Annotated in this window: 21 protein-coding genes and 1 riboswitch; of the genes, 11 read left to right on the forward strand and 10 right to left on the reverse strand. The window is 70.2% G+C overall.

Annotated elements, in window-relative coordinates; translation table 11 throughout:
• Positions 1 to 13: 13 nt before the first annotated feature.
• From AB0M73_RS42885 to AB0M73_RS42895, 3 genes are all read right to left on the reverse strand, one after another.
• Entirely contained in the window at positions 14 to 406 is a 393-nt protein-coding gene (locus AB0M73_RS42885) for a hypothetical protein (protein WP_363904411.1), read from the reverse strand.
• A 146-nt stretch (positions 407 to 552) separates the two neighbouring features.
• Positions 553 to 999 (reverse strand): GNAT family N-acetyltransferase, encoded by a 447-nt coding sequence (locus AB0M73_RS42890; RefSeq protein WP_363904414.1) that lies wholly within the window; start codon positions 997 to 999, stop codon positions 553 to 555.
• Positions 1,000 to 1,010: 11 nt separating this feature from the next.
• Positions 1,011 to 1,808: a serine protease gene (locus AB0M73_RS42895; RefSeq protein WP_363904417.1), complete on the reverse strand. Its 798-nt coding sequence runs from the start codon at positions 1,806 to 1,808 to the stop codon at positions 1,011 to 1,013.
• Between the two features lie 204 nt (positions 1,809 to 2,012).
• Here AB0M73_RS42895 and AB0M73_RS42900 point away from each other — a divergent pair, with 204 nt between their 5' ends.
• The gene (locus tag AB0M73_RS42900; protein WP_363904419.1) at positions 2,013 to 2,627 is read left to right on the forward strand and encodes a LysE family translocator; all 615 of its coding nucleotides are present in this window, start codon (positions 2,013 to 2,015) and stop codon (positions 2,625 to 2,627) included.
• A gap of 55 nt (positions 2,628 to 2,682) precedes the next feature.
• Here AB0M73_RS42900 and AB0M73_RS42905 read toward each other — a convergent pair whose 3' ends face one another.
• Entirely contained in the window at positions 2,683 to 3,471 is a 789-nt protein-coding gene (locus AB0M73_RS42905; protein ID WP_363904422.1) for a serine protease, read from the reverse strand.
• Between the two features lie 148 nt (positions 3,472 to 3,619).
• Here AB0M73_RS42905 and AB0M73_RS42910 point away from each other — a divergent pair, with 148 nt between their 5' ends.
• The 5 genes from AB0M73_RS42910 to AB0M73_RS42930 are packed head-to-tail and all read left to right on the forward strand — an operon-like array spanning position 3,620 to position 8,718.
• Complete coding sequence (locus tag AB0M73_RS42910; RefSeq protein WP_363904425.1) at positions 3,620 to 4,321, forward strand: TetR/AcrR family transcriptional regulator; 702 nt, start codon at positions 3,620 to 3,622, stop codon at positions 4,319 to 4,321.
• 31 nt (positions 4,322 to 4,352) lie between these two features.
• On the forward strand, positions 4,353 to 5,540 hold the full coding sequence (locus AB0M73_RS42915) for a cytochrome P450 (RefSeq protein WP_363904428.1): 1,188 nt from the start codon (positions 4,353 to 4,355) through the stop codon (positions 5,538 to 5,540).
• Positions 5,541 to 5,566: 26 nt separating this feature from the next.
• The gene (locus AB0M73_RS42920; RefSeq protein ID WP_363904432.1) at positions 5,567 to 6,562 is read left to right on the forward strand and encodes an alpha/beta hydrolase; all 996 of its coding nucleotides are present in this window, start codon (positions 5,567 to 5,569) and stop codon (positions 6,560 to 6,562) included.
• 5 nt (positions 6,563 to 6,567) lie between these two features.
• The gene (hisC, locus tag AB0M73_RS42925; protein ID WP_363904435.1) at positions 6,568 to 7,641 is read left to right on the forward strand and encodes a histidinol-phosphate transaminase; all 1,074 of its coding nucleotides are present in this window, start codon (positions 6,568 to 6,570) and stop codon (positions 7,639 to 7,641) included.
• An 18-nt stretch (positions 7,642 to 7,659) separates the two neighbouring features.
• Positions 7,660 to 8,718 (forward strand): glycoside hydrolase family 76 protein, encoded by a 1,059-nt coding sequence (locus AB0M73_RS42930; protein ID WP_363904438.1) that lies wholly within the window; start codon positions 7,660 to 7,662, stop codon positions 8,716 to 8,718.
• A 28-nt stretch (positions 8,719 to 8,746) separates the two neighbouring features.
• On the opposite strand, the gene AB0M73_RS42935 is transcribed toward AB0M73_RS42930, so the two are convergent.
• The 3 genes from AB0M73_RS42935 to AB0M73_RS42945 form a co-directional block, all read right to left on the reverse strand.
• Complete coding sequence (locus tag AB0M73_RS42935; protein WP_363904441.1) at positions 8,747 to 9,031, reverse strand: hypothetical protein; 285 nt, start codon at positions 9,029 to 9,031, stop codon at positions 8,747 to 8,749.
• A 185-nt stretch (positions 9,032 to 9,216) separates the two neighbouring features.
• Complete coding sequence (gene cobN, locus AB0M73_RS42940) at positions 9,217 to 12,873, reverse strand: cobaltochelatase subunit CobN (protein WP_363904443.1); 3,657 nt, start codon at positions 12,871 to 12,873, stop codon at positions 9,217 to 9,219.
• A gap of 35 nt (positions 12,874 to 12,908) precedes the next feature.
• Positions 12,909 to 13,011: riboswitch (cobalamin riboswitch) on the reverse strand.
• 142 nt (positions 13,012 to 13,153) lie between these two features.
• On the reverse strand, positions 13,154 to 13,966 hold the full coding sequence (locus AB0M73_RS42945; protein ID WP_363904446.1) for an SAM-dependent methyltransferase: 813 nt from the start codon (positions 13,964 to 13,966) through the stop codon (positions 13,154 to 13,156).
• Positions 13,967 to 14,221: 255 nt separating this feature from the next.
• Here AB0M73_RS42945 and lon point away from each other — a divergent pair, with 255 nt between their 5' ends.
• Entirely contained in the window at positions 14,222 to 16,561 is a 2,340-nt protein-coding gene (gene lon, locus AB0M73_RS42950; protein ID WP_363904449.1) for an endopeptidase La, read from the forward strand.
• A gap of 51 nt (positions 16,562 to 16,612) precedes the next feature.
• Here lon and AB0M73_RS42955 read toward each other — a convergent pair whose 3' ends face one another.
• Positions 16,613 to 17,320 (reverse strand): TetR/AcrR family transcriptional regulator, encoded by a 708-nt coding sequence (locus tag AB0M73_RS42955; RefSeq protein ID WP_363904452.1) that lies wholly within the window; start codon positions 17,318 to 17,320, stop codon positions 16,613 to 16,615.
• Positions 17,321 to 17,392: 72 nt separating this feature from the next.
• Between AB0M73_RS42955 and AB0M73_RS42960 the strand changes: the two genes are divergently transcribed.
• Positions 17,393 to 18,823, forward strand: coding sequence for an FAD-dependent oxidoreductase (locus AB0M73_RS42960; RefSeq protein ID WP_363904455.1), 1,431 nt, complete (start codon positions 17,393 to 17,395; stop codon positions 18,821 to 18,823).
• Positions 18,824 to 18,904: 81 nt separating this feature from the next.
• On the opposite strand, the gene AB0M73_RS42965 is transcribed toward AB0M73_RS42960, so the two are convergent.
• Positions 18,905 to 19,831 (reverse strand): oxidoreductase, encoded by a 927-nt coding sequence (locus AB0M73_RS42965; RefSeq protein WP_363904458.1) that lies wholly within the window; start codon positions 19,829 to 19,831, stop codon positions 18,905 to 18,907.
• Between the two features lie 106 nt (positions 19,832 to 19,937).
• Between AB0M73_RS42965 and AB0M73_RS42970 the strand changes: the two genes are divergently transcribed.
• Positions 19,938 to 20,513 carry a TetR family transcriptional regulator gene (locus AB0M73_RS42970; protein WP_363904461.1) on the forward strand — a complete coding sequence of 192 codons (576 nt, stop codon included), beginning with the start codon at positions 19,938 to 19,940 and terminating at the stop codon, positions 20,511 to 20,513.
• Here the strand turns inward: AB0M73_RS42970 and AB0M73_RS42975 are convergent, their stop codons facing one another.
• Complete coding sequence (locus AB0M73_RS42975) at positions 20,514 to 21,179, reverse strand: polysaccharide deacetylase family protein (RefSeq protein WP_363904464.1); 666 nt, start codon at positions 21,177 to 21,179, stop codon at positions 20,514 to 20,516. It abuts the gene before it with no gap.
• Between the two features lie 283 nt (positions 21,180 to 21,462).
• Between AB0M73_RS42975 and AB0M73_RS42980 the strand changes: the two genes are divergently transcribed.
• A complete protein-coding gene (locus AB0M73_RS42980; protein ID WP_363904467.1) occupies positions 21,463 to 22,005 on the forward strand; it encodes a kinase inhibitor in 543 nt (180 codons plus the stop codon).
• A 64-nt stretch (positions 22,006 to 22,069) separates the two neighbouring features.
• Complete coding sequence (locus AB0M73_RS42985; protein WP_363904470.1) at positions 22,070 to 23,443, forward strand: mycothione reductase; 1,374 nt, start codon at positions 22,070 to 22,072, stop codon at positions 23,441 to 23,443.
• Positions 23,444 to 23,561 lie beyond the last annotated feature (118 nt).

The raw sequence follows: 23,561 nt of genomic DNA on the forward strand, positions 1-23,561 counted from the left end.
AGAGCCGCGCGCGTCAGCTGGTCAGGCAGAGCTCCCAGGCGTCGCCGACGAAGCTGACGCACCAGCGTCCGCCGGCGGGGTGGGCGCCGCGCCAGACGGTCTTGTAGATGCCGGGGTCGGCGTGGGTGAGATGGGTGAAGGAGTCGGGGCCCCACACGCTGAGATCGGCGCCGGAGGGCGGGAGGCCGGGCATGCCGCTGACGCCGACCTCGGTGACGTCGCAGGTGAGCAGTCCTCGGGTCACGGTGATCTTGAAGTAGGGGTTGGCCACGGAATTGGCCGCGCAGCCCAGATCGGGATGGTTGGGCGGGGTGCGCACCGCACCGGCATGGGCGGGCGGAACGAGGGCGAGCGCGGCCATGCCGGCGGCGAGCACCGCCGACACGGCCGTGGATCTGGGCGTCATCCGGGGAACCTCCAAGAGCTCGAAGGGGAATCCACGGATGGACGCTAGTGAGCGGAAAACCTGCGCGGGATCGCACAAGAGGCTCGTCAGTAGATGACGGAGCGTCAAAGGGCTCACCCGTCGATATGACGAACTGTCACATCCGACTAGCCGTTGCGGCGCATGACAATGTGCGGGATGCCGTCCTCCAGGAACTCCTCACCCTCGGTCACGTAGCCGAAGCGGTCGTAGAAGGACTTCACGGCCACCTGAGCGTCCAGCACGCTGGGCGCGGAGCCGATCTCGGCCACGGCGGCCTCCATGAGCCGGCCGGACAGGCCGTTGCCGCGGGCGTCGGCGGCGGTGCAGACGCGGCCGACGCGGAAGGAGCCGTCCCGCTCCTCCAGCAGCCGAAGCGTGGCCAGCATCCGGCCGTCGTCGCCGGCCAGCCAGAAGTGCCGGGTGGAGGGCTCCAGGTCCCGGCCGTCGAGCTCGGGATAGGGGCACTTCTGCTCGACGACGAAGATGTCGACCCGGAGCCGCAGCAGGTCGTAGAGCTGCTGCGGCGTCAGGTCGGCGGCCCACTCGCGGCGCAGGGTGGCATGAAGCGTCATGCCACTTGGTATCACGCGTGGAGCTGGGCAGAAACCTCGTCTTCGTAGGAGGTCAGCCGGGTGTACACGCCAGGTTTGCCGGCACGCGCGCAGCCGTCGCCCCACGACACGACGCCGACCAGCCGGCCGTCGACGACCATGGGCCCGCCGGAGTCGCCGGCGCAGGCGTCCCGGCCGCCGTTGGGATAGCCCGCGCACACCATGGACGTGGCGTCGTAGTCGGATTCCTCGCTGGAGCAGGTCTGGTCGGAGACCACGGGCACCCGCACCGACTGGAGCGTGGGCGAAGGCCCGGCGGTCTCGCCGACCCGGCCCCAGCCGAGCACGGTGGCCACGACGCCGGGGGCGTAGCCGGAGGCGTCGCCGGCGGCGACCAGGGGCAGCGTCCGGTACGGCACGGAGCGGGACAGCGTCAGCACGGCGACGTCGTGCCCGGTGCCGACGTCGCGGAAGCTCGGATCGGCCCACACCGACGAGACCCGGACCTGCATGCCGTCGCTGGTGCGCAGGTCGGTGCGGCCGGCGACGATCCGCAGCGCGGACGGCGACTTGGTGGTCATGCCGCCGGTGGCCAGCGCCTGCGTGACGCAGTGCGCGGCGGTGACGACCTTGGTCGGCCCGACGAGGGTGCCGCCGCAGAAGAAGGCGCCGTTGCTGGTGGTCAGGGCGACGACCCATGGCGTGGTGGTGGTGCTGGCCTCGTCGCCGCCGACGATGCGGGGCGTGCCGGCGCCGGCGCCGTAAGCGGGCGCGGAGCACAGCAGGAGCGAGGCGAGGACGGCGGCCGACCGCCGGACATAAGAGGGCACGGCGAGCACTCCTACAGGGAGGGGGAGGCCACAGACCGTAGCCGATCCACAACCCGGGGTGGGCCGCGACCGAGATCACTCACCCGAACGTGTCAATACCGGAAAATCTCCCGTTAGAATCTCGTAAGTACGAAGAATCCGCTGTCAGCGCGCCTGACGACGGGCGTTTGTTCTGCGACGCCCCGCTTGGACCGGAGTTTTGCCGTGAAGTTCGACGTCACCACCCTGCCCGCCTTCCTGCTCGCCTGCCTGGTCGTGGTCATCACGCCGGGCATGGACGCGTTCCTGCTGCTCAGGACGTCGTTAAGGGCGGGAACGAGGGCCGGCCTGCGGGCGTTGGCCGGCGTGCACACGGCGAGCGCGGTGCAGATCGGCCTCGTCGTCTCGGGCCTGGGCGCGCTGCTGGCCGGTTACCCCGCGTTGCTCCAGGTGCTGCGCTGGCTCGGGGCCGCCTACCTGGCCTTCCTCGCCGCGCAGATCGTCCGGGGCCTGCTGAGGCCGCGCCCCCAGGAGTCGGACGAACCGGTCGTCGTGACCCATCCGTTCCGGCAGGGCTTCCTGTCCAACCTGATGAACCCGAAGATGCTGCTGTTCTCCCTGGCGTTCCTGCCGCAATTCATCGGATCGGGTGACGCCGTGCTCCAGCTCGGGGTGCTGGGCGTGATCTTCCTGGTGCTGGCCGCGTGCTGGGAGGCGACGATCGTGCTCGCCGCCGGCCGCATGTCGCGGCGGCTGCAGCGGCCGGGCGTCACGACCACTCTGGACGCCGTGTCGGCGGCCGCGTTCCTGACCATCTCGGTGGGGCTGGTCCTGGCCTGAACGACGACGCCCGCCCCGGAAAAGTCCGGGACGGGCGCCGCGGCCAGCAGAGTGGTCAGAATCCGGTCGGCGGCGCCGAACCGCCCAACTGCGCCTCGATCGCCGGCTCATACGACGCCACGCGGGTGTAGACGCCGTAGTAACCGGGCCGAGCGCAGCCCTCGCCGAACGACGTGATGCCGATCAGCACCCCGCCGATCTCCAGCGGCCCACCGGAATCGCCCTGACACGTGTCGACGCCGCCCTGGGCGTAGCCCGCGCACACCATCGCCGTGGCGCGGAACTCCGGATAGGACTTGCCGCACGCGTCAGCCGCGGCCAGCGGCACCTGAGCCATCATCAGGTACCTCGACACCTCGCCGGACTCCGCGGTCCGACCCCAGCCGAGCACCGTGGCCATGGCATTGGCCTGGTACAGCGACATGTCCTTGGCCAGCGGCAGCGGTGGCACGTTGACGGGACGGCTCAACGTGATCACCGCGAAGTCGGAGCCACTGGTCGGATCGCCCTTGTAGTCCGGGGAGACCCAGATGGACTTGGCGGTGACGACCCGCCCCTCGGTGCTCTGCTTGTCCTCGCGGCCGACGACCGCCCGCAGGTTGTCCGCCCGCTGGTCGGCCATGCAGTGCGCCGCGGTGAGCACCTTGGTGGCCGCGACCACGGTGCCGCCGCAGAACTGGAACCCGGTGGCGTCGGTCAGATAGACGACCCACGGGTACTCCACGATGCTGGCCCGTTCGCCGCCGACGACGCGGGGTGTGGCGGCCGCCGGAACGGCGGCGGCGAGGGCGACTAAGACGGCGGCCACCACCACGGTCAGGCGGCTCGACCTGGAGATTCGCATACCCGTAACGGAACAGGCCAGTGCCCTCCGTCACAAGGAAACCCACTCGCCGGGGTGTCACACGATTGGCGTTGACGGCCCGACGGCGCGGGTCTAGCGTGACTCGTGACCGGATAAGAAATCTGGTCACGAGTCAAGGAGGCGGACGATGCCGGGGCAGCACGAGCGTGGGGAGCGGATCCTCGACGCGGCCGCCGACCTGGTCCTGCGCTGGGGCTACAAGCGGGTGACCATCGAAGAGGTGGCCAAACAGGCCGGCATCGGCAAGGGCACCGTCTACCTGCACTTCCGCAACCGCAGCGAGCTGTTCCTGAGCGTGCTGGTGCGGGAGTCGGTCCAGCTGACCGGCGAGATGCTCGACGAGCTCCGGCAGGACCCGATCATGATGCTGCCGGCCGAGCAGGCGCAGCTGGTCTACCTGGGCGTGATGAAGCGGCCGTTGCTGCGGGCCATGTTCAGTCGCAACATCGAGATCCTCGGCGACCTCGCGCTGGACCCGGCCATGCAGCCGCTGCGCCGGGTGAAGATCGATCTGTTCGGCGATCTGTTCCAGGTGCTGCGCGAGCACGAGCTGGTCCGCACCGACCAGAGCATCGAGGCCCAGCGCCACGTGATGTCGGCCGTGCAGACCGGGTTCTACCTGGCCGGGCCGATGTTGGGGCCGTACAACACGCACGACGACGAGGCCACGGCGGCACTGCTGGCCCACACCGTCCGCGAGGCATTGCACGCGCCCGGCCCGCCCGACCGGGCGGTGCTCGAGGCGCTGCAGCCCAAGGTGCTCGCGATGCTGACGGACTTCCACAACGCACTCGCGGCCACGGTCCACGGCAGCTCGCCGGAGGACTGAGCACACAACTTCAAAGCTAGGGGGATTTCCCATGACCACCACCGCGAAGCCCACCCTCCAGGACTTCCTTGACTACCTGGAGGGCCTGCGGGCGCAGGGCCAGGTCATGTACGACGAGCGGTCGCAGTCCTGGATGGTGCTGGGCCAGCCCGAGGTCAACGAGGTGCTGCACAACGCGCGCGTGTTCGGCTCGGACCTGTCCGAGCTGGTGCCGTCGCAGGACGACTTCGCCTTGTTCCAGAAGGGCAACTTCGTCCAGATGGACGACCCGCGGCACAAGCAGCTGCGGGGCATGGTCAGCCGGGCCTTCACGCCGAGGTTCGTGGCCGACATGGAGCCGGCCATCGACCGGCTGACCCACGAGCTGCTCGACGCCGCCGGCACCGAGTTCGACCTGGTCGACGCGCTGGCCTATCCGCTGCCGGTGATCGTCATCGCCAACCTGCTCGGCATCCCGCTGTCCGACCAGGCGGTGTTCCGCCGCTGGGCCAGCAGCCTGCTGGACCGGGACATCCCGCGGGACAAGCCGATCGCGCAGATCCGCGAGGAGCTCACCGCCCAGGTCGTGCCGGTGATGCGCGAGATGAACGAGTACTTCCTGGAGTTCATCAAGGACCGCCGCCGCAACCCGGGCGACGACCTGACCAGCCAGCTCACCCTGGTCGAGGAGGACGGCAAGAAGCTCGACGACACCGAGATCATCGGCTTCGTCGGCCTGCTGCTGCTGGCCGGCCACATCACCACCACGGCCACCCTGGGCAACAGCATCCTGACGTTCCACGAGAACCAGGACGCCATCGCCGAGGTCCGCCGGGACCTGTCGCTGCTGCCGGCGGCGATCGAGGAGGTACTGCGGCTGCGCACGCCGTTCCCGCGGGTGGCCCGGATGACCCACGAGGAGACCGTGCTCGGCGGCGTCACCATCCCGGCCAAGCAGATGGTGCTGCCGATGCTGACCGCGGCCAACCGGGACGAGCGGGTCTACCCGAACCCGAACGCCTTCGACCTGCACCGGGACCCCAACCACCACGCCTCGTTCGGCCGGGGCATCCACGTCTGCCTCGGCGCGCCCTTGGCCCGGCTGGAGGCCAGGGTGGCGTTGAAGATCATGTTCGAGCGCTACGCCGACATCCAGGTGGTCGAGGACGGGGTCGAGGAGCGCAACCCGTTCGCCATGGTCGCCGTGACCAAGCTGCCGCTCGCCGTGAGGCCGGTTTAGCCAGCTCATGGCCGATACTGTCGGGCGTGGAACGCGATGTGCTCGGTGACGACTACGAGGTGTTGACGCTCCCGCTCGGCGCACTGCCGGCGGGCGCCGGACCGGGTGGCGACAATGTCGCCCACCTGGTCCGGTATCGGCCCAAGGGCGTGAACGCGGGCAAGCCCGTGAACGGGGCCCTGCTCTACGTGCACGGCTTCACCGACTACTTCTTCCAGACCCACGTCGCCGAGCACTTCGCGGCCCGCGGCTACGACTTCTACGCCGTGGACCTCAGGGCCTACGGCCGGTCGCTGCAACCGGGGCAGCTGCCCAACTTCGTCACCGACCTCAATTTCCACTTCGAGGAGCTGGACGCGGCGGCGCGCATCATCCACGACGAGGACGGCCACTCCCGGCTGACGTTGATGGGCCACTCCACCGGCGGGCTGATCTCCATCATGTGGGCCCACGAGCGGCGCGACGACAACGTGGTGGACGCGCTGGTGCTCAACAGCCCGTGGATGGACCTGGCCGAGGGCTGGTTCCTGCGCACCGTCGGCACCCGGGTGGTCGACGTGCTGGGCCGGGTCAGCCCGACCGCCGTGGTGCAGAAGGGCTTGGAGAGCCCCTACGGCCTGAGCCTGCACCGGGACAACAACGGCGAGTGGGACTTCAACACCGACTGGAAGCCCACCAACGGGTTCCCGGTGCGGGCCGGCTGGCTGCGCACGATCCGCCGCCAGCACGCCCGGCTGCACCGCGGGCTGGACGTGCGGGTGCCGGTGCTGCTGCTGCGGTCCTCGCACAGCCTGCTCAAGACCAAGGCGTGGAGCCCGGAGGCGATGCGCGCCGACACCGTGCTGGACGTGACCCACATGCAGAAGTGGGCCTCCAAGATCGGCCCGCACGTGACTGTGGTGTCGGTCGAGGGCGGCATGCACGACCTGTTCCTGTCGCCCGAGGCGGTCCGGGAGCGCGCCCTTTCCGAGACCGTCGACTGGTTGGAGGGTCTCCACTCACGAGACCGGCTCGTAGAGTGAGGGCCATGAGCACCGGACCCAAGCTGCGCGTCGCGCTGGACGACATTCCGACCTACAAGCCGGGCAAGCCGGCCGTCGGCGCGGACGGCGCCCCGGCGTTCAAGCTCTCGTCGAACGAGAACCCGCACGACCCGCTGCCCGGCGTGGTCGAGGCCATGGAGCGGGCGCTGCGCTCGCACAACCGGTACCCGGACATGGGCTGCTCGGCCCTGATCCCGGCCATCGCCGCGCGGCTGGGCGTGCCGGAGGCGCGCGTGGCCACCGGCACCGGCGGCGTCGGCGTGATCCAGCAGGTGCTGCAGGCCGTGTGCGACGACCGCGACCAGGTCATCTACCCGTGGCGGTCGTTCGAGGCGTACCCGATCATCACCAAGATGGTCGGCGCGCACCCGGTCGAGGTGCCGCTGACCCCGGACGAGCACCAGGACCTGGACGCGATCGCCGCGGCGGTCAGCGACCGGACCCGGCTGATCATCCTGTGCAACCCCAACAACCCCACCGGCACCGCGATCCGGCGCGCGGAGCTGGAGGCGTTCCTGGACCGGGTGCCAAGCGACGTGCTGGTGCTGATCGACGAGGCGTACCGCGAGTTCGTGCGCGACCCCGAGGTGCCGGACGGCCTGGAGGTCTACCGCGACCGCCCGAACGTGGCCGTGCTGCGGACCTTCTCCAAGGCCTACGGCCTGGCCGGGCTGCGCGTCGGGTACGCCGTGGCGCACGAGCCGGTGGCCGACGCGCTGCGCAAGATGGCCGTGCCGTTCGGCGTGAGCCAGCTCGCGCAGGACGCCGCGATCGCGTCGCTGGCGGCCGAGGCCGAGCTGTTCGAGCGGGTCGAGCACATCACCAAGGAGCGCGGGCGGGTGCTGGACGCGCTGCGCGACCAGGGCTGGACGGTGCCGGACTCGCAGGGCAACTTCGTGTGGCTGCGGCTGGGCGAGCGGACCACCGAGTTCGCGGAGCTCGCGCAGGCCAAGGGCGTGATGGTGCGGCCGTTCGCCGGCGAGGGGGCGCGGATCTCCATCGGCGAGGTCGACGGCAACGACCTGTTCCTCGGAGTCGCCGCGGCCTTCCGATCTTGATCTGTCACGATCAGGGCCATGTTGTCACGTCTCGGTGCGCTGCTCTGCGTCGCGCTGTCGGCGCTGCCTGTCACCGCGCAGGCGGCGCCGACGGCGCCGTCGCCCGCCATCAAGTGGATCACTGAGGCGTCCGCGACACTGGACCACTGGTACAACCCGGACGACGGCCGCTACCGCACGACGAACTGGTGGAACTCGGCCAACGCGCTGCAGGCCCAGCTGGTCGCCTCCAGTCTGCTCGGCAACGACCTTGGCGAGAAGCGCGCGGCCAACACCTACGACCAGAACATCGGCACCTCGTTCCGGAACGACTACTACGACGACGAGGGCTGGTGGGGCCTGACCTGGCTGCAGGCCTACGACCAGACCGGCGAGAAGCGCTACCTGGTGGCGGCCGAGTCGCTGTTCACCGACATGGCCGGCGGCTGGGACCTGACCTGCGGCGGCGGCATCTGGTGGTCACGCAACCGGGACTACAAGAACGCGATTCCCAACGAGCTGTTCCTGTCGCTGGCCGCAGCGCTGGCGCTGCGCACCGCTGGGCCGGCGGCGGCCAACTACAAGCAGTGGGCGCTGCTGGAGTGGGACTGGTTCGCCCACACCGACATGATCAATGCTCAGGGTCTGGTCAACGACGGTCTGACCGACGACTGCAAGAACAACGGGCGTACCACGTGGACCTACAACCAGGGTGTGGTCCTGGGTGGTCTTGCCGATCTGTACCGGCTCACCGGGCGCCGGGACCTGTTGCAGTCGGCCACCTCCATCGCCAACGCCGCGATGACGAAGCTCACCGATGGGAACGGTGTGCTTCATGAGCCGTGTGAGGCTCAGCGATGCGATGTGGACCAGACCCAGTTCAAGGGGATCTTCGTCCGGAACCTGGTGGCGCTCAACGAGGTCGCGCCCTCGTCGACCTACACGTCCTTCACCGTGCGCAACGCGCTGGCCGTGTGGAGGACCCGCAACCAGGCCTATCAGCTCGGTCTGTTCTGGAGTGGACCGTTCGACCTCGCCGACGCCAGCCGGCAGAGCTCGGCGCTGGACTGCCTGAACTCGGCCCTGCGTCTGAGCTGACCCGGGCCTGAGCTGTTCTTTCCTTGGTTCAGTTGACGATCGGCTGGGTCAGCGTGTCGATCGTGTCCCCCGGCGGCAGCTCGGCGCTGCGCTGGGCCGGAACCGGTGTCGACTCGGCCCGGTTGATCACGACGACGTTGGCCATCGGGTCGGGGTCGTCGGTCAGCATCGGCGACAGCGAGCGGGCCACCGCCTTGAGCCGGCGCAGCCGGCGGGCCGCCAGGAGGCCGATGAACCTGGGCGAGGTGAGCCACCAGCCCAGCAGGAGGCCGCCGCCGGCGATCGCGGACAACACCACCAACTCCACCCGCACGGCGCACCCCCTTCCCCAGTGACGGACCGGTCGGCGCGCTATCAGGTACGGCGCCGACGGCCCCCGGGTTCACCGCCGCGGCATCGTCTCCGCGGCGGCGAACCCGTTGTGCGCTACCTGTCATTAAAGGACCTTCGGCGCGGAAATGCGCGTGAAGTCACCGGTCTGGGGTCAAACGGCGCGGGTTATTCCTCCAACTGGCCTTCCAGTTCCAGATAGACCGTGCGCAGTTGGTCGAGAACGGTCTCGTCCGGTTGCGACCACAGTCCCCGATCGGCTGCTTCCAACAGGCGCTCGGTCACGCCGCGCAGCGCCCAGGGGTTGGACTTGCGCATGAAGTCCTGGACTTCCTTGTCAAAAACGTAGGATTCGGCGAGTTGCGCGTACATCCAGTCGTCGACAACCCCGGCCGTGGCATCGAAACCGAACAGATAGTCCACAGTGGCCGCCAGCTCGAATGCCCCTTTGTAACCATGTCGACGCATGGCCGAGATCCAGCGGGGGTTGACAACCCGGGCCCGGAACACCCGCTTGGTCTCCTCGCCGAGCGTGCGCGTGCGGACCGCGTGCGGCACCGCCGAGTCGCCGACGTAGGCCGCCGGGTTGTCGCCGGTCAGCGAGCGCACCATGGCCACCATGCCGCCGTGGTACTGGAAATAGTCGTCCGAATCGGCGATGTCGTGCTCACGCGTGTCGACGTTCTTGGCCGCCACCTGGATCCTGCGGTATGCAGTCTCCATGTCGTCACGGGCCTGCGCGCCGTCGAGGCCGCGGCCGTAGGCGTAGCCGCCCCAGGTGGCGTAGACCTCGGCCAGATCGGCGTCGTCGCGCCAGTTCCGGGAGTCGATCAGCGGCAGCAGGCCGGCCCCGTAGGCGCCGGGCTTGGAGCCGAAGATCCTTGTGGTGGCCCGACGCTCGTCGCCGTGTTCTTCCAAGTCTCGGCGGAAGTGGGCGGCCACGTAGTTGTCCTCGTCGGACTCATCGAGCCGGGCCACCGCCGCGACGGCGTCGTCCAGCACGGCCACCACGTGCGGGAAGGCGTCGCGGAAGAAGCCGGATATCCGCACCACCACATCGATCCGGGGACGCCCCAGTTCCGGAACCGGCACGATCTCGAAGCCGGTGACCCGGCGCGACGCGTCGTCCCACACCGGCCGGGTTCCCAGCAGCCACAGCAGTTCCGCGATGTCGTCGCCCTGCGTGCGCATCGCCGAGGTGCCCCACACCGTGAGGCCGACGCTGCGCGGCCACTCCCCGGTGTCGGCGCGGTGCCGGTCCAGCAACGAATCGGCCAACGCCGAGCCGACGTCGAAGGCGTTGCGGGACGGGATCGCCTTGGGGTCGACGGAATAGAAGTTGCGGCCGGTGGGCAGCACCGAGACCAGGCCGCGGGTCGGGGATCCGGACGGACCCGGCTCGATGAACCGGCCGTCCAGGGCCCGCAGCACGTTGCGGATCTCGTCGGTGGTCCGCGCCAGCCGCGGCACCACCTCGTCGCAGGCGAAGCCGAGCACCGCCGCCACGGCCTCGACCCGTTCCCCCAGCACGGTTTCCGTGATGCCGTCGGTGACCCAGCCGTTGTCGTGCACGCCGGTCACCAGCCGGCGGGCCAGCTCCTCCAGCAGGTCGATCACGTCGGCGCCGGTCTGCGCCGGGCCCTCGACCAGTTCGGACAGTCCGCCGGTGGTCACCACCCTGATGCCGGGGTCGGCCAGCAGCGCTTCCTCGTCCAGTCCGAAGTGGACGGCCAGCGCGGCGCGAAGTCCCGTGATGGCGCCGATCTTGCCGCCGAACACCTGCCGCGCCCGCAGCACCGCGAGCACGTCGTTGATCAGCTCCTCGCCCTCCGGGGCCCGGCCGAGGATGTGCAGGCCGTCCCGGATCTGCACGTCCTTGATCTCGCACAGGTAGCCGTCGATGTGCATGACGAAGTCGTCGAAGTCGTCCTCGCCGGGCGCCTCGGACTGGTGCAGGTCGTGGTGCAGCTTGGCACTGGTGACCAGCTCCCAGATCTGGCCGCGCACGGTGGCCAGCTTGGTCGGGTCCAGCGCCTGCACGGTGGCGTACTCGTCGAGCAGCTGCTCCAGCTTGGCCATGTCGCCGTAGGTGTCGGCGCGGGCCATCGGCGGGATCATGTGGTCCACCACGGTGGCGTGCGCGCGGCGCTTGGCCTGCGTGCCCTCGCCCGGGTCGTTCACGATGAACGGGTAGATCAGCGGCAGGCTGCCAAGCACCGCGTCCGGGGCGCAGTCGTCGGCCAGGCCCAATCCCTTGCCCGGCAACCACTCCAGCGTGCCGTGCTTGCCGAGGTGCAGCACCGCGTGCGCGCCGAACTCCTCGTCCAGCCAGCGGTAGGCGGCCAGATACTGGTGCGAGGGCGGCAGGTTCGGGTCGTGGTAGATGGCCACCGGGTTCTCGCCGAAGCCGCGCGGCGGCTGGATCATCAGCATCACGTTGCCGAACTGTAGCGAGGCCACGTAGATCTCGTCGTCGGTGACGTAGAGCTGCCCCGGCGCCGCGCCCCAGTGTTGCGTGACGCCATCACGAAAACCGGCCGGCAGCGCGTCGAACCACGCGCGATAGGTGGCCGACGGGACCTTGATGGCCGCGCCGGACATCTGCTCCTCGGTCAGCCAGTCCACGTCGTGCCCGCCGGCCGCGATCAGCCGGTGGATCAGCGTGTCACCGTCCAATGAGGACACATCGAGGCCGCCGAGGTCGTAGCCCTGCTCGGCCATGCGGTGCAGCAGGATCACCGCCGAGGCCGGCGTGTCCAGGCCGACCGCGTTGCCGACCCGGGCGTGCTTCGTCGGGTACGACGACAGCACGACGGCGACCCGCTTGTCCTTGTTCGGCACGTGCCGCAGCCGCGCCAGGCCCACCGCCGTGCCGGCCACGCGGGCCGCCCGCTCCGGGTCGGCCACGTAGACCGGGATGCCGTCCGGGCCGTTCTCCTTGAAGGAGAAGGGAACCCCGATCAGTCGGCCATCGAACTCCGGGATCGCCACCTGCATCGCCGCGTCCATCGGGGACAGTGCCGCGTCGGACTCCCGCCACGCCGCCTGTGACGACGTGAGGCAAAGCCCTTGCAGCACCGGGATGTCCAGCTTCGCCAGCGCGCCCGCGTCCCAGGCGTCTTCGTCGCCGCCCGCGCTGGCCTCCGCCGCCACCACCCCGCCGGCCGCGAGCACCGTCGCCACCACTGCGTCGCAGCGGCTCAGGACCTCCAACAGGGCGTCCGACTCGTCGGCGGCCAGGCCGCGCAGCGAGCCGCAGAACACCGGCAGCACATTGGCCCCGGCCGCCTCCACCGCGTCGGCCAGCGTGTCCACGAACGCCGTGTTCCCGGCCAGCGCGTGCGCCCGGTAGAACACGACGCCCACCGTCGGCCGGCCCTCCACGTGCTGGCGCTCGCCGTGAACGCCGTAGACCGGCGTGCGGACCGGCGCCTCGAAGCCCTCGCCCGTCAGCAACACCGTGTCCGACAGGAAGTTGGCCAGCTGCCCCAGGTTGGCCGGGCCGCCCTCGACCAGGTAGGCCAGGGCCTGCGTGGCCACGCCCGCCGGCACCGTCGAGGCCGCCATCAGCTCCGCGTCCGGCGTCGCCTCGCCCCCGAGGCACACCGTCGGCTTCATGCTGGCCAGGACCGCCGCCAGGCCCTCCTCCCAGGCCCGTCGGCCGCCCAGCAGCCGCACCACCACCAGGTCGGCGTCGGCCAGCAGCGCCGGCAGGTCGTCGACCTCCAGCCGAGCCGGGTTGCCGACCGTGTAGTCGGCCCCGCTGGCCTTGGCCGCCAACAGGTCCGTGTCTGCCGTCGAGAGCAGCAGGACGCGCGAAGTCATCAGCCGTACCCTCCTCGGGGTCCTGCGCCCCGGGTAGAGACATCACGGCCGGTGGTGGAGTGTCTGGCTTTCACAGTGGCGCGACCGCCCCGGACTCCCACCGGGTTCCTCGCTCCCACCGCCGTCTGGTCGGCTGAGTCTATGCCGCGCGTCCCCCGCTGGGCCCGGCCCCACGAGATCCACCTCATGCGCACGTGAGTGGCTCACTTCGCGCTGAACCCCCACCTGAGTGGCTCAGGTGCGCCTGTATGCGAAATGAGCCACTCACGTAGCAAAAAAGTCAGGGCTTGCGGGCTACGCCGCCGTAGGACAGATGTACCTTGCCCTCGTTCTGGTCGCTCCACTCGGAGCGCCACTGGCGGACGGGGACCACGCCGGGGTCGAGCAGTTCCAGGCCGGTGAAGAACTTGGCCACCTCGCCGTACGGGCGGGGGTGCAACTGGGCGCTGATCTGGCGGTAGATGCCCTCGACCTGGCTGACGGCCCCGAGCTGCCCCTCCGGCACGAAGTCGACGGTGGCGTGGGAGATGGCCATGTAGCTGCCGGGGGCCAGGGCGTCGCGGTAGGCCTCGACCAGGCCGTGCGGGTCGTCGGCGTCGGGCAGGTAGTGCAGGACGGCGATGGCGATCAGGCCGACCGGCCGGGAGAAGTCGATCATCTCCCGGACCTGGGGCAGGTTGAGCACGGAATCGGGGTGCCGAAGATCGGCCCGCACGGGCGCGACCAGGGGGTTGTTGCCGAGAATGGTCCGGCTGTGCGCGACGGCGATGGGCTCGTTGTCCACGTACACGACGCGGGCGGCGGGAGCGATGCGGTGGGCGATCTCGTGCACGTTGCCCACGGTCGGAATGCCGGAGCCGAGGTCGAGGAACTGGTCGACACCGGCCTCGACCAGGCAGTTGACGGCGCGGCGCAGGAACGAGCGGCTGGCCCGCATGCCGTTGGCCACCTCGGGCATGGCCTGCACGGCCTTCTTGGCGGCGGCGCGGTCGACGGCGAAGTTGTGGGCCCCGCCCAGGAAGTAGTCGAGGATGCGGGCCGGATTGGGGCGGTCCAGGTTGACGTCGGCCGGTATCCACCGAGGACGGTGCATCCGCGCGACCCCTTCCGCCAAACTTCACCCGATCGTGTTAATGGTGGGGGCGCGGTCACCGGCTGTCCACCTCGCCGCGGTCACGAACACGCAGGGATTTTGTCGCGTCACCGGGCGTTGTACAAGGTGTGCCGCGCCGTCAACCAGTTGACGCAGGGTGACGTAAGGCCGGGATCGCTCACGGCGAACAGACGGTCGGGAACACTTCCCGGCTCCAGTTGGTTGAGCCAGTACGACTCAACCTTGGAGGATGACGTGAGCGAAACACTGGCACTCCCGGTGCTCCCGCTGGACGACGTGGTCGTGCTGCCCGGCATGGTGGTGCCGGTCAAGCTCGCCGACGCGGAGATCCGCGCGGCCGTCGAGGCCGCGCAGGCCGGCGACACCGGGTCGAAGGTGTTGCTGGTTCCCCGCCTGGAGGGCAAGTACGCCAAGGTGGGCACGCTGGGCGTGATCACCCAGATCGGCCGCCTGCCCGGCGGCGAGCGCGCGGCCGTGGTGCGGGGCACCGACCGCGTGAAGATCGGCACCGGCACGACCGGACCCGGCGCGGCCCTGTGGGTCGAGGCCGTGGTCCAGGACGAACCGCCGGTCGACGAGAGCACCCGCGAGCTGGCCAAGGAGTACCGCACCCTGGTCACCTCGATCCTGCAGCAGCGGGGCGCGTGGCAGGTGGTCGACTCGGTGCAGGGCGTCGACGACCCGTCGGCGCTGGCCGACCTGGCCGGCTACGCCTCGTACATCACCGACGAGCAGAAGATCTGGCTGCTGGAGACCGCGGACGTCCGCGAGCGGCTGGAGAAGCTGCTGGCCTGGGGCCGTGAGCACATGGCCGAGCTGGACGTGGCCGAGACGATCCGCAAGGACGTCAAGGAGGGCATGGAGAAGCAGCAGCGCGAGTTCCTGCTGCGCCAGCAGCTGTCGGCCATCCGCAAGGAGCTGGCCGAGCTGGACGGCAAGCCGGCCTCCGAGGAGCAGGACTACCGGGCCCGGGTGGAGGCCGCCGACCTGCCGGAGAAGGTGCGCGACGCCGCGCTGACCGAGGTGGACAAGCTGGAGCGGACCTCCGAGCAGTCGCCCGAGGTCAGCTGGATCCGCACCTGGCTGGACACGGTCCTCGACATCCCGTGGAACGAGCGGACCGAGGACGCCTACGACATCACGGGCGCGCGGGCGGTGCTGGACGCCGACCACGCGGGCCTGGACGACGTGAAGGACCGCATCATCGAGCACCTCGCGGTGCGGCGGCGCCGGGCCGACAAGGGCCTCGGTGTCGTCGGCGGCCGGCGCAGCGGCGCCGTGCTCGCACTGGTCGGCCCACCCGGCGTCGGCAAGACGTCGCTGGGTGAGTCGGTCGCGCGGTCCATGGGCCGCAAGTTCGTCCGGGTCGCCCTGGGCGGCGTGCGGGACGAGGCCGAGATCCGAGGCCACCGGCGCACCTACGTTGGCGCGCTGCCCGGCCGCATCGTGCGGGCCATCAAGGAGGCCGGCTCGATGAACCCGGTCGTGCTGCTGGACGAGGTCGACAAGGTCGGCTCCGACTACCGCGGCGACCCGACGGCGGCCCTGCTGGAGGTGCTGGACCCGGCGCAGAACCACACGTTCCGGGACCACTACCTGGAGGTCGAGCTGGACCTGTCGGACGTGCTGTTCCTGGCCACGGCCAACATGCTGGACTCCATCCCCGGCCCGCTGCTGGACCGCATGGAGCTGGTCCGGCTGGACGGCTACACCGAGGACGAGAAGGTCACCATCGCCCGCGACCACCTGCTGGCCCGCCAGCTGGAGCGCGCCGGTCTGACCACCGACGACGTGACCGTCACGGACGAGGCGCTGCGCCGGCTGGCCGCGGAGTACACCCGGGAGGCCGGGGTCCGCGACCTGGAGCGGTCCATCGCCCGCGTGCTGCGCAAGGCGGCCGTGGACGAGACCAAGCTGCCGCTGACCGTCAGCGACGCCAACCTGCCCGACTTCCTCGGACGGCCGCGGCACACACCGGAGTCGGCCGAGCGCACATCGGTTCCCGGTGTGGCCACCGGTCTCGCGGTCACCGGCGTCGGCGGTGACGTTCTCTTCGTGGAGGCCTCGCTGGCCGACCCGGAGACGGGCTCAACCGGGGTGTCGCTGACCGGGCAGCTGGGCGACGTGATGAAGGAGTCGGCGCACATCGCGCTGAGCTACCTCCGTTCCCACGGGGCCGAGCTGGAGCTGCCGGTGGGCGACCTGAAGGACCGCGGCGTGCACGTCCACGTGCCGGCCGGCGCGGTGCCGAAGGACGGCCCGAGCGCCGGTGTCACCATGACCACCGCGCTGGCGTCGCTGCTGTCGGGCCGGCCCGTCCGCTCGGACGTGGCCATGACCGGCGAGGTGTCGCTGACCGGACGGGTGCTGCCCATCGGCGGCGTCAAGCAGAAGCTGCTGGCGGCGCACCGGGCCGGCATCACCACGGTGTTGCTGCCCAAGCGGAACGAGCCCGATCTGGACGACGTCCCGGCCTCGGTTCGTGAGCAGCTGGAGGTGCACCTGGTGGCCGACGTGCGCGAGGTGCTGGACATCGCCCTGCAACCGGTGAACGCGCCGGTGCTGAGCGCCTGACCGAACCGCCTTCGGCCAGACGAATTGAATGATCGCGTGGCCCGCTGTTCCTCAGCGGGCCACGCGTTTTTCTATGCCCGCCAACACACAGTCCAGTCCGAAGGCGAACTGCTGGTCGTGGCTGAAGTCCTCGGCCTCGAAGATGCGGCGCGCCACCCACGGGTAGTCCCCGCTGTCGATGATGACCTTCCGCACGTACGGCGACACCGCATTGCGCCACTCGTCCTGGGTCATTCCCGTGCTGCGCACGTCTTCCCGCTCCGACAGCTCGGCCAGCACCGCCCCGTGCACGTAGTTGGCCACCGTCCCCAGCAGGGCCGAGGCGACGGTGATGTCGGCGGTCGCGCCGCCGGCCGCGGCGAGGGCGAAGTCGGAGCGGCGCAAGGCGTTCGGGCCCAGCGACGGCCGGCTGCGCAGCTCGGTGGCCAGCCACGGGTGGCGCAGCATCGAGGCCCGCATGCCGTCGGCGACCAGGGTCAGATCGGCCCGCCAGTCGCCGGAGGGTTCCGTCGGCAGCTCGCCCTCGCCCTGCACGGCGTCGACCATCAGCTCCAGCAGCTCGTCCTTGTTGGTGACGTAGCGGTAGAGCGAGGTGGTGCCGGTGCCGGCCTCGGTCGCCACCCGGCGCATGGTCAGCGCCGGCGTGCCCTCGGCGTCGGCGATCCGGATCGCGACGGCGACGATCTGCTCGACGCTCAGCGCGGTACGCCTGCGCTGCTCCGTGAGTCGCGTCCAGACCAGCGTGAACGGTGGGGCCATGGCGCTCACCCTACTAAGTGGGTACAGTGTTTCCAAGTCGGGAACGACGTTCCCAGATGAGGGAGAGAGACCATGGACGCAGTGATCGTCGGGGGTGGCACGGTCGGCCTGTGCACCGCCGTTTTCCTGGCCCGGCAGGGCGTTTCGGTGCGGGTGCTGGAGCGCCGGGCGGCGGTGTCGGACCACCCGCGGGCCTTCGGCCTGAACCCGCGGTCGGCCGAGATCGCCCGCTGGGCCGGCATCGAATTCGAGGTCGACGACCGGAAGCCGGGCGTGGCCACCGGCCCCAGCCTGACCAAGCTCACCGAGGTCAGCGGCCACATCCAGCTGCCCGAGATCGGGCCGGCGGCCTCCCGTGGCTGCCCACAGCACCACATCGACCGGGCGGCGCTGGAGCTGGTCCGAAGCCTCGGCGGGCGGGTCGACTTCGGCGCCGAGGTGGTGGCCGTCGGCGACGGCTACGTGACCACGGCGTCGGGCGAGACCGTGGAGGCCGACTACGTGATCGCCGCCGACGGCGCGCGCAGCCGGGTCCGGGAGCTGCTCGGCATCGGCACGACCGGCCCAGGCGTGCTGGGCGGCCACATGCTCAACGTGCTGTTCCGGGCCGCCGGTCTGCCGGTGCCCGAGTACTCGATGACCGTGCTGCGCAACGAGGAGTCAACCGGGATCCTGATGAAGGTCGACGACGGCGACCGGTGGATATTCCACGTGCCCGGCGGCGACCCCGCGATGCCGGTCGAGGAGTTCCAGCGGCGGATCCGCGCCGCCACTGGGGTTTCCGACCTCGACGTGGACGTGATCAGCCTGCTGCCGTGGGCCTCCACGGCGCGCGTGGCGGAGAAGTTCCGGCAGGGCAACGTGTTCCTCATCGGCGACGCCGCCCACGTGGTGCCGCCGACCGGTGGTTTCGGCCTGAACACGGGGGTCGCCGACGGCCACAACCTGGCGTGGAAGCTGGCTGTTGGCGGGGATGCGCTGCTCGACACGTACGAGCAGGAACGCAAGCCGGTGGCCCAGTTCGTCATGGAGCAGTCCCTGATCCGCGGCGAACACCGGGAACTGCACTGGGATCTCAGCCCGGCCCGGGCCGCCGAGCGGGCCGCCGTCGGCATGGCCAACGCGACCGTGGTGATCGCCGGCTACCGCTACGACTCCGCCGCCGTCATCGACCCGGAACCGTTGCCCTCCATGGAAGACCTCACGCTCGACGGCTCCCCCGGCAGCCGCATCCCCCACCTGTGGGTGTCGCCGGGAACGTCCACTTTGGACCTGGTCGACGGCTTCACCCTCATCACCGGCGCCAACGCCGCCGGCTGGCTCTCCGCCGCCTCAGCCTTGGACCTCCCGGCCCACCCCGTAACCGGCTGGGCCTCCGCCGCCGGCATCGACGAATCCGGCGCCGTCCTCGTCCGCCCCGACGGCTTTGTCGGCTGGCGCACCAAGGGCGAGGGAACAGCAGCCGACCTCCAGGCCGCCCACACTCAGATCCTCTGCCGCTAAACCGCGAGTCCCGCTCTCAGGCAGCTATGTGTCGAGTTCCGAAACTCGACACATGCTTGCCCCAGAGCGGGACTCGCGGTGTCAGGAGAGTTCGGGGTAGGTGACGTCGGTGAGGTCGGCGGAGACTTCCCAGAGGCGGCGGCCGACCTCGGGGTCGTAGGCCGGCTTCAGGAAGGACTGGGCGACGGGGTAGCCGCGGACGTTGCCGGGGCCGTTGGGGCCGTAGTACTCGCCGCCCCTGGCGTTGGGGTCGACCGCCGCCCGCAGGATCGGCAGCGCGCCGCGGGCGGCCGGCTGCGCGATGAGGGGCGTGACGATCTTCATGAACTGCGCGTACAGGCCGCCGCCGCCCAGCTGCGGGCCGCTGTACTGGAGCTCCGTGGCGCTGTAGCCGGGGTGGGCGCCGATGCTGGCGACGTCCGCGCCGACGGCCCGGAGCCGACGGTCGAGCTCCACCGCGAAGATCGAGTTGGCCAGCTTCGACTGGCTGTACGCCACGTTGGCGCCGTAGCCCCGCTCCAGCTGGAGGTCGTCGAAGTTGATCCGCCCCATCCGGGCGGCGATGCTGCTGACCGAGACGACCCGGCTGCCGGGCTTGGACAGCAGCCCCGGCAGCAGCAACCCGGTCAGCGCGAAGTGGCCGAGGTGGTTGGTGCCCAGCTGGAGCTCGAAACCCTGCTTGGTGGTGTGCCGGCGGGGCACGGCCATCACACCGGCGTTGTTCAGCAGCAGGTCCAGGGCCGGCAGCTCGGTGGCGAGCTTGCGCACGGAGTCCAGGTCGGCCAGGTCCAGCGACACCAGCTCCAGGTTCTCGGGCGGGGCCTGCTGGCGCAGCTTGGCCAGGGCCGCCTGCCCGCGCTCGGGGTTGCGGGCGGCGACGTAGACGTGCGCGCCGCGCTTGGCCAGGTTCAGGGCCTCCAGGAACCCGAGGCCGGTGTTGCCGCCGGTGACCAGCGCGGTGCGGCCAGTCTGGTCGGGGATGTCCGCTTCGGTCCAGTGCTGTGCCATCCGTGCTCTCCTGGTGCGGGGGGCGTGTGTCCCCCGAGTATGACACTCGGTGCCACCCGTGTCATCCGATGCCCTCCGTTACACTCAGGGTCATGCGGGAGGGGACATGACGGAGGGGTTGCGGGCACGGGCCCGGCTGGCGATGCGCACCGAGATCGCCGAGACCGCCTTCGCCCTGTTCGTCCGGCGCGGCTTCGAGCAGACCACGGTGGACGAGATCGCCGAGGCGGCCGGCCTGTCCCGACGCAGCTTCTTCCGCTACTTCCCCAGCAAGGAAGACGCCGTTTTCGGCCTGCTCTACGACCTCGGCGAGGAACTGGCCGCCGCCGTCACGGCCCGCCCGGCCGAGGAGCCGCCATGGACGGCGCTGCACGCCGCCTGCGCGGTGCTGCTCGGCCCCATGCTGCACCGCAGCGACGAGGCCATGGCGCTGCTCCGCCTCATCCACGACACGCCGACCCTGCGGGCCCGACACCAGGACAAGCAGGACCGCTGGCGCAGGCTGCTCGTCGACGCCCTGCGCGGTCGGTCGGCCCCCGCACTGGAGGCCGACGTGCTGGCCAGCGCCGCCCTGGCCGTGTTCGACGTCGTCTGTCGGCAGTGGCTGGCCGACCCGGCCGCCGACCCGGCGGCGCTGATGGCCGAGGCCTTCGCCGTGCTCAGGCCGTCACGCGAGGCCTGATCACGCCAGCCAGTCCGGCAGCGGGGCCGGGGTGAGGCCGTCCTGCCTGGCCCGGTTGACGAACGCCGTGTAGTCCTGCACGAAGGTCTTGCGGAAGTGCATGAGCACGATGTCGCCGGCCTTGAGCTTGTTGCCGCCCTGGAACTGGACTACGCCGTCGTTGACCGCGGCGGTCCACATCACGAGGGCCTTGAGGCCGCAGTCGGCGGCTGCGCGCTGGGTCTCGGCGTTGAAGTTGCCGAACGGCGGCCGGAACAGGGTCGGGCGGTGGCCGAAGGCCTTGACGAAGGCGTCGGAGTCGTCGCAGATCTCCTTGCGCTGCGCCGCGTACGACATCTTGGACAGGTCCGGGTGGTTCACCGTGTGGTTGCCGATGACCAGATCGTCCTTGTCCTGCAACTGCTTGAAGTAGTCCTCGTGCCCCTTCACGTAGTTCTCGTTGAGGAACAACGTGGGCCGCGCGCCGGACTGCTTGATCAGGTCCAGCGCGTGCGGGTCCTGCACGGCGCCGTCGTCGATGGTGATGAACACGTACGGCTTGCCGCCGGTGTCGATGTGCCGCACCACCGGCGCCTTCCCGCCGACCGTGGCCGGGGCCTTGGCCTGCTCCGTGCCGAACGGATACGGCTGGGCGGCCGGGGGCGGGGTCGTCGTGGTCGCCGTCACGCTGCTACTCGTCGGAGTCGGAGTGCTACTCGTGGTGCCAGGCGTCATGTCCGCGATCGAACGGTCGGTGCCGGCTTCACAGCCGGCCAGCAGACACACCGTGACAATGGCGGCAACCGCCGCAAGACCAACACGCACGTGACAGAACCTTCCACCCCGAAGTGAGAATCACTCGAATTGGGGACGCCTCATCGGGTGTCGAGGTTGCTCCGCGTCGACAGGCTGGCGGGAAATGACGGGACTAGGGTTGGTGACGACAACCCCGCGTCACGGAGGCCACACCATGAGTCTCGATCGTCCCGTCGCACCGGACCCCTACGAGCTGCTTCCCGCGGTCGGCTCGTTCGAGGTCACCTCGAAGGACGTCACGGACGGCCAGCAGTTGCCCAACGCCCAGGTGTTCAACAGCTTCGGCGTCAGCGGCGACAACATCTCGCCCCAGCTGAGCTGGGCCGGCTTCCCCGCGGAGACCAAGAGCTTCGTGGTGACCTGCTACGACCCGGACGCCCCCACCCCGTCGGGCTTCTGGCACTGGCTCGTGGTCGACATCCCCGCTTCGGTGACGGAGCTGCCCACCGGCGCGGGCGCGGGCGACGACTCGCTGCCGGCCGGCGCCTTCCACACCCGGACCGACTACGGCACCGCCAACTACGGCGGCGCGGCCCCGCCGCAGGGCGACCAGGTGCACCGCTACTACTTCGTCGTGCACGCCGTCGACGTCGAGCAGCTGGGGGTCACGGCGGACGCCTCGCCCGCGTTCGTCAGCTTCAACCTGGCCTTCCACACGCTGGCCCGGGCGATCATCACGCCGGTCTACTCACACTGACGAATCCCTTACGCCGAGGGTGGCCGGGGGAATCCTCCGGCCTCCCGTCCTGTTTGATGGGTATGTGCGGCACTTCGACTTGGTGGTAATCGGCACCGGATCCGGCAACTCGATCGTCGACGAGCGCTTCGGCGACTGGGACGTGGCGATCGTCGAGAAGGGCGTGTTCGGCGGCACGTGCCTGAACGTGGGGTGCATCCCCACCAAGATGTTCGTGCACACTGCGGACGTGGCGGCCACGCCGGCCGGCGCCGCGCGGCTGGGCGTGGACGAGCAGCTGCTCGGCGTGCGCTGGCCCGAGATCCGGGACCGGGTCTTCGGCCGGATCGACCCCATCGCCGCCGGCGGACGCCGCTGGCGGATGGAGGGCAACGCCAACGTCACCGTGTACGAGGGCCAGGCCCACTTCGTCGGCCCCAAGACCCTCGACACGGGTACGGGCGAGACCATCACCGCCGACCGGTTCGTGATCGCCGCCGGCTCGCGGCCGATCGTGCCGGACGTGGCCGGCATCGAGGACGTCGGCTTCCTCACCAACGAGGACGTGATGCGCCTCGACGAGCTGCCCCGCCGCATGATCGTGCTGGGCAGCGGTTTCGTGGCCACCGAGTTCGCCCACGTCTTCGCCTCCTTCGGCGTCGAGGTGACGCTGGTCGCCCGCTCCGGCGTGCTGCTGCGGGCCGAGGACGAGGACGTCGCCACCCGCTTCACCGAGCTGGCCTCGAAGAAGTGGGACGTGCGCCTGTACTCCAAGGCCGTCCGCGTCGAGAAGGTCGACGGCACGATCCGCCTGCACCTGGAGACGCCGCGCGGCGCCGAGGTCGTCGAGGGCGACGTGCTGCTGGCCGCCGTGGGCCGGATCCCCAACACCGACCTGCTCAACGTCGAGGCCACCGGCGTCACCCTGCACCGCGACGGCCGGGCCGTCGTGGACGACAAGCAGCGGACCGCGGTCGACGGCATCTGGGCGCTGGGCGACGTCAGCTCCGATTACCAGCTCAAGCACGTGGCCAACCACGAGGCCCGGGTCGTGCAGCACAACCTGCTCCACCCCGACGAGCAGATCGACGCCGACCACCGTTTCGTGCCGCACGGCGTGTTCTCCTCGCCGCAGATCGGCTCCGTCGGCCTGACCGAGCAGCAGGCCCGGGAGCGCGGCATCCGTTATGTGACGGCCAGTCAGGACTACGGCGACATCGCCTACGGCTGGGCCATGGAGGACACCACCGGCTTCGCCAAGGTCATCGCCGACCCCGCCACCGGGCAGCTGCTCGGCGCGCACATCATCGGCCCGCAGGCGCCGACCCTGATCCAGCTGGTCATCCAGGCCATGAGCTTCGGCATCAGCGCCCGGGACCTGACCCGCGGCCAGTACTGGATCCACCCCGCCATGCCCGAACTCCTCGAAAACGCCCTCCTGAAACTCCCCCTCGACTGAGGACTTCATGCAGGGAAGGACGCCCTTGAGTTTTAACGTGTGGCTTGGGTCTTGGTTGTCTTCCGACCTGTGGTCGTGCGGCTCGTGGTCTTCGTGCTCTTCTTGCGGGTAGCACGGG

It is taken from the genome of Kutzneria sp. NPDC051319, assembly GCF_040682195.1.
GTDB lineage: Bacteria > Actinomycetota > Actinomycetes > Mycobacteriales > Pseudonocardiaceae > Kutzneria.

Bases quoted from the DNA above. Each gene is read 5' to 3' on its own strand.
- AB0M73_RS42905 (WP_363904422.1), bottom strand. From the start codon at position 3,471: ATGCGAATCTCCAGGTCGAGCCGCCTGACCGTGGTGGTGGCCGCCGTC.
- hisC (WP_363904435.1), top strand. From the start codon at position 6,568: ATGAGCACCGGACCCAAGCTGCGCGTCGCGCTGGACGACATTCCGACC.
- AB0M73_RS42915 (WP_363904428.1), top strand. From the start codon at position 4,353: ATGACCACCACCGCGAAGCCCACCCTCCAGGACTTCCTTGACTACCTG.
- AB0M73_RS42970 (WP_363904461.1), top strand. From the start codon at position 19,938: ATGACGGAGGGGTTGCGGGCACGGGCCCGGCTGGCGATGCGCACCGAG.
- AB0M73_RS42890 (WP_363904414.1), bottom strand. From the start codon at position 999: ATGACGCTTCATGCCACCCTGCGCCGCGAGTGGGCCGCCGACCTGACG.
- AB0M73_RS42930 (WP_363904438.1), top strand. From the start codon at position 7,660: ATGTTGTCACGTCTCGGTGCGCTGCTCTGCGTCGCGCTGTCGGCGCTG.
- AB0M73_RS42965 (WP_363904458.1), bottom strand. From the start codon at position 19,831: ATGGCACAGCACTGGACCGAAGCGGACATCCCCGACCAGACTGGCCGC.
- AB0M73_RS42960 (WP_363904455.1), top strand. From the start codon at position 17,393: ATGGACGCAGTGATCGTCGGGGGTGGCACGGTCGGCCTGTGCACCGCC.
- AB0M73_RS42910 (WP_363904425.1), top strand. From the start codon at position 3,620: ATGCCGGGGCAGCACGAGCGTGGGGAGCGGATCCTCGACGCGGCCGCC.
- cobN (WP_363904443.1), bottom strand. From the start codon at position 12,873: ATGACTTCGCGCGTCCTGCTGCTCTCGACGGCAGACACGGACCTGTTG.
- AB0M73_RS42980 (WP_363904467.1), top strand. From the start codon at position 21,463: ATGAGTCTCGATCGTCCCGTCGCACCGGACCCCTACGAGCTGCTTCCC.
- AB0M73_RS42945 (WP_363904446.1), bottom strand. From the start codon at position 13,966: ATGCACCGTCCTCGGTGGATACCGGCCGACGTCAACCTGGACCGCCCC.
- AB0M73_RS42885 (WP_363904411.1), bottom strand. From the start codon at position 406: ATGACGCCCAGATCCACGGCCGTGTCGGCGGTGCTCGCCGCCGGCATG.
- AB0M73_RS42955 (WP_363904452.1), bottom strand. From the start codon at position 17,320: ATGGCCCCACCGTTCACGCTGGTCTGGACGCGACTCACGGAGCAGCGC.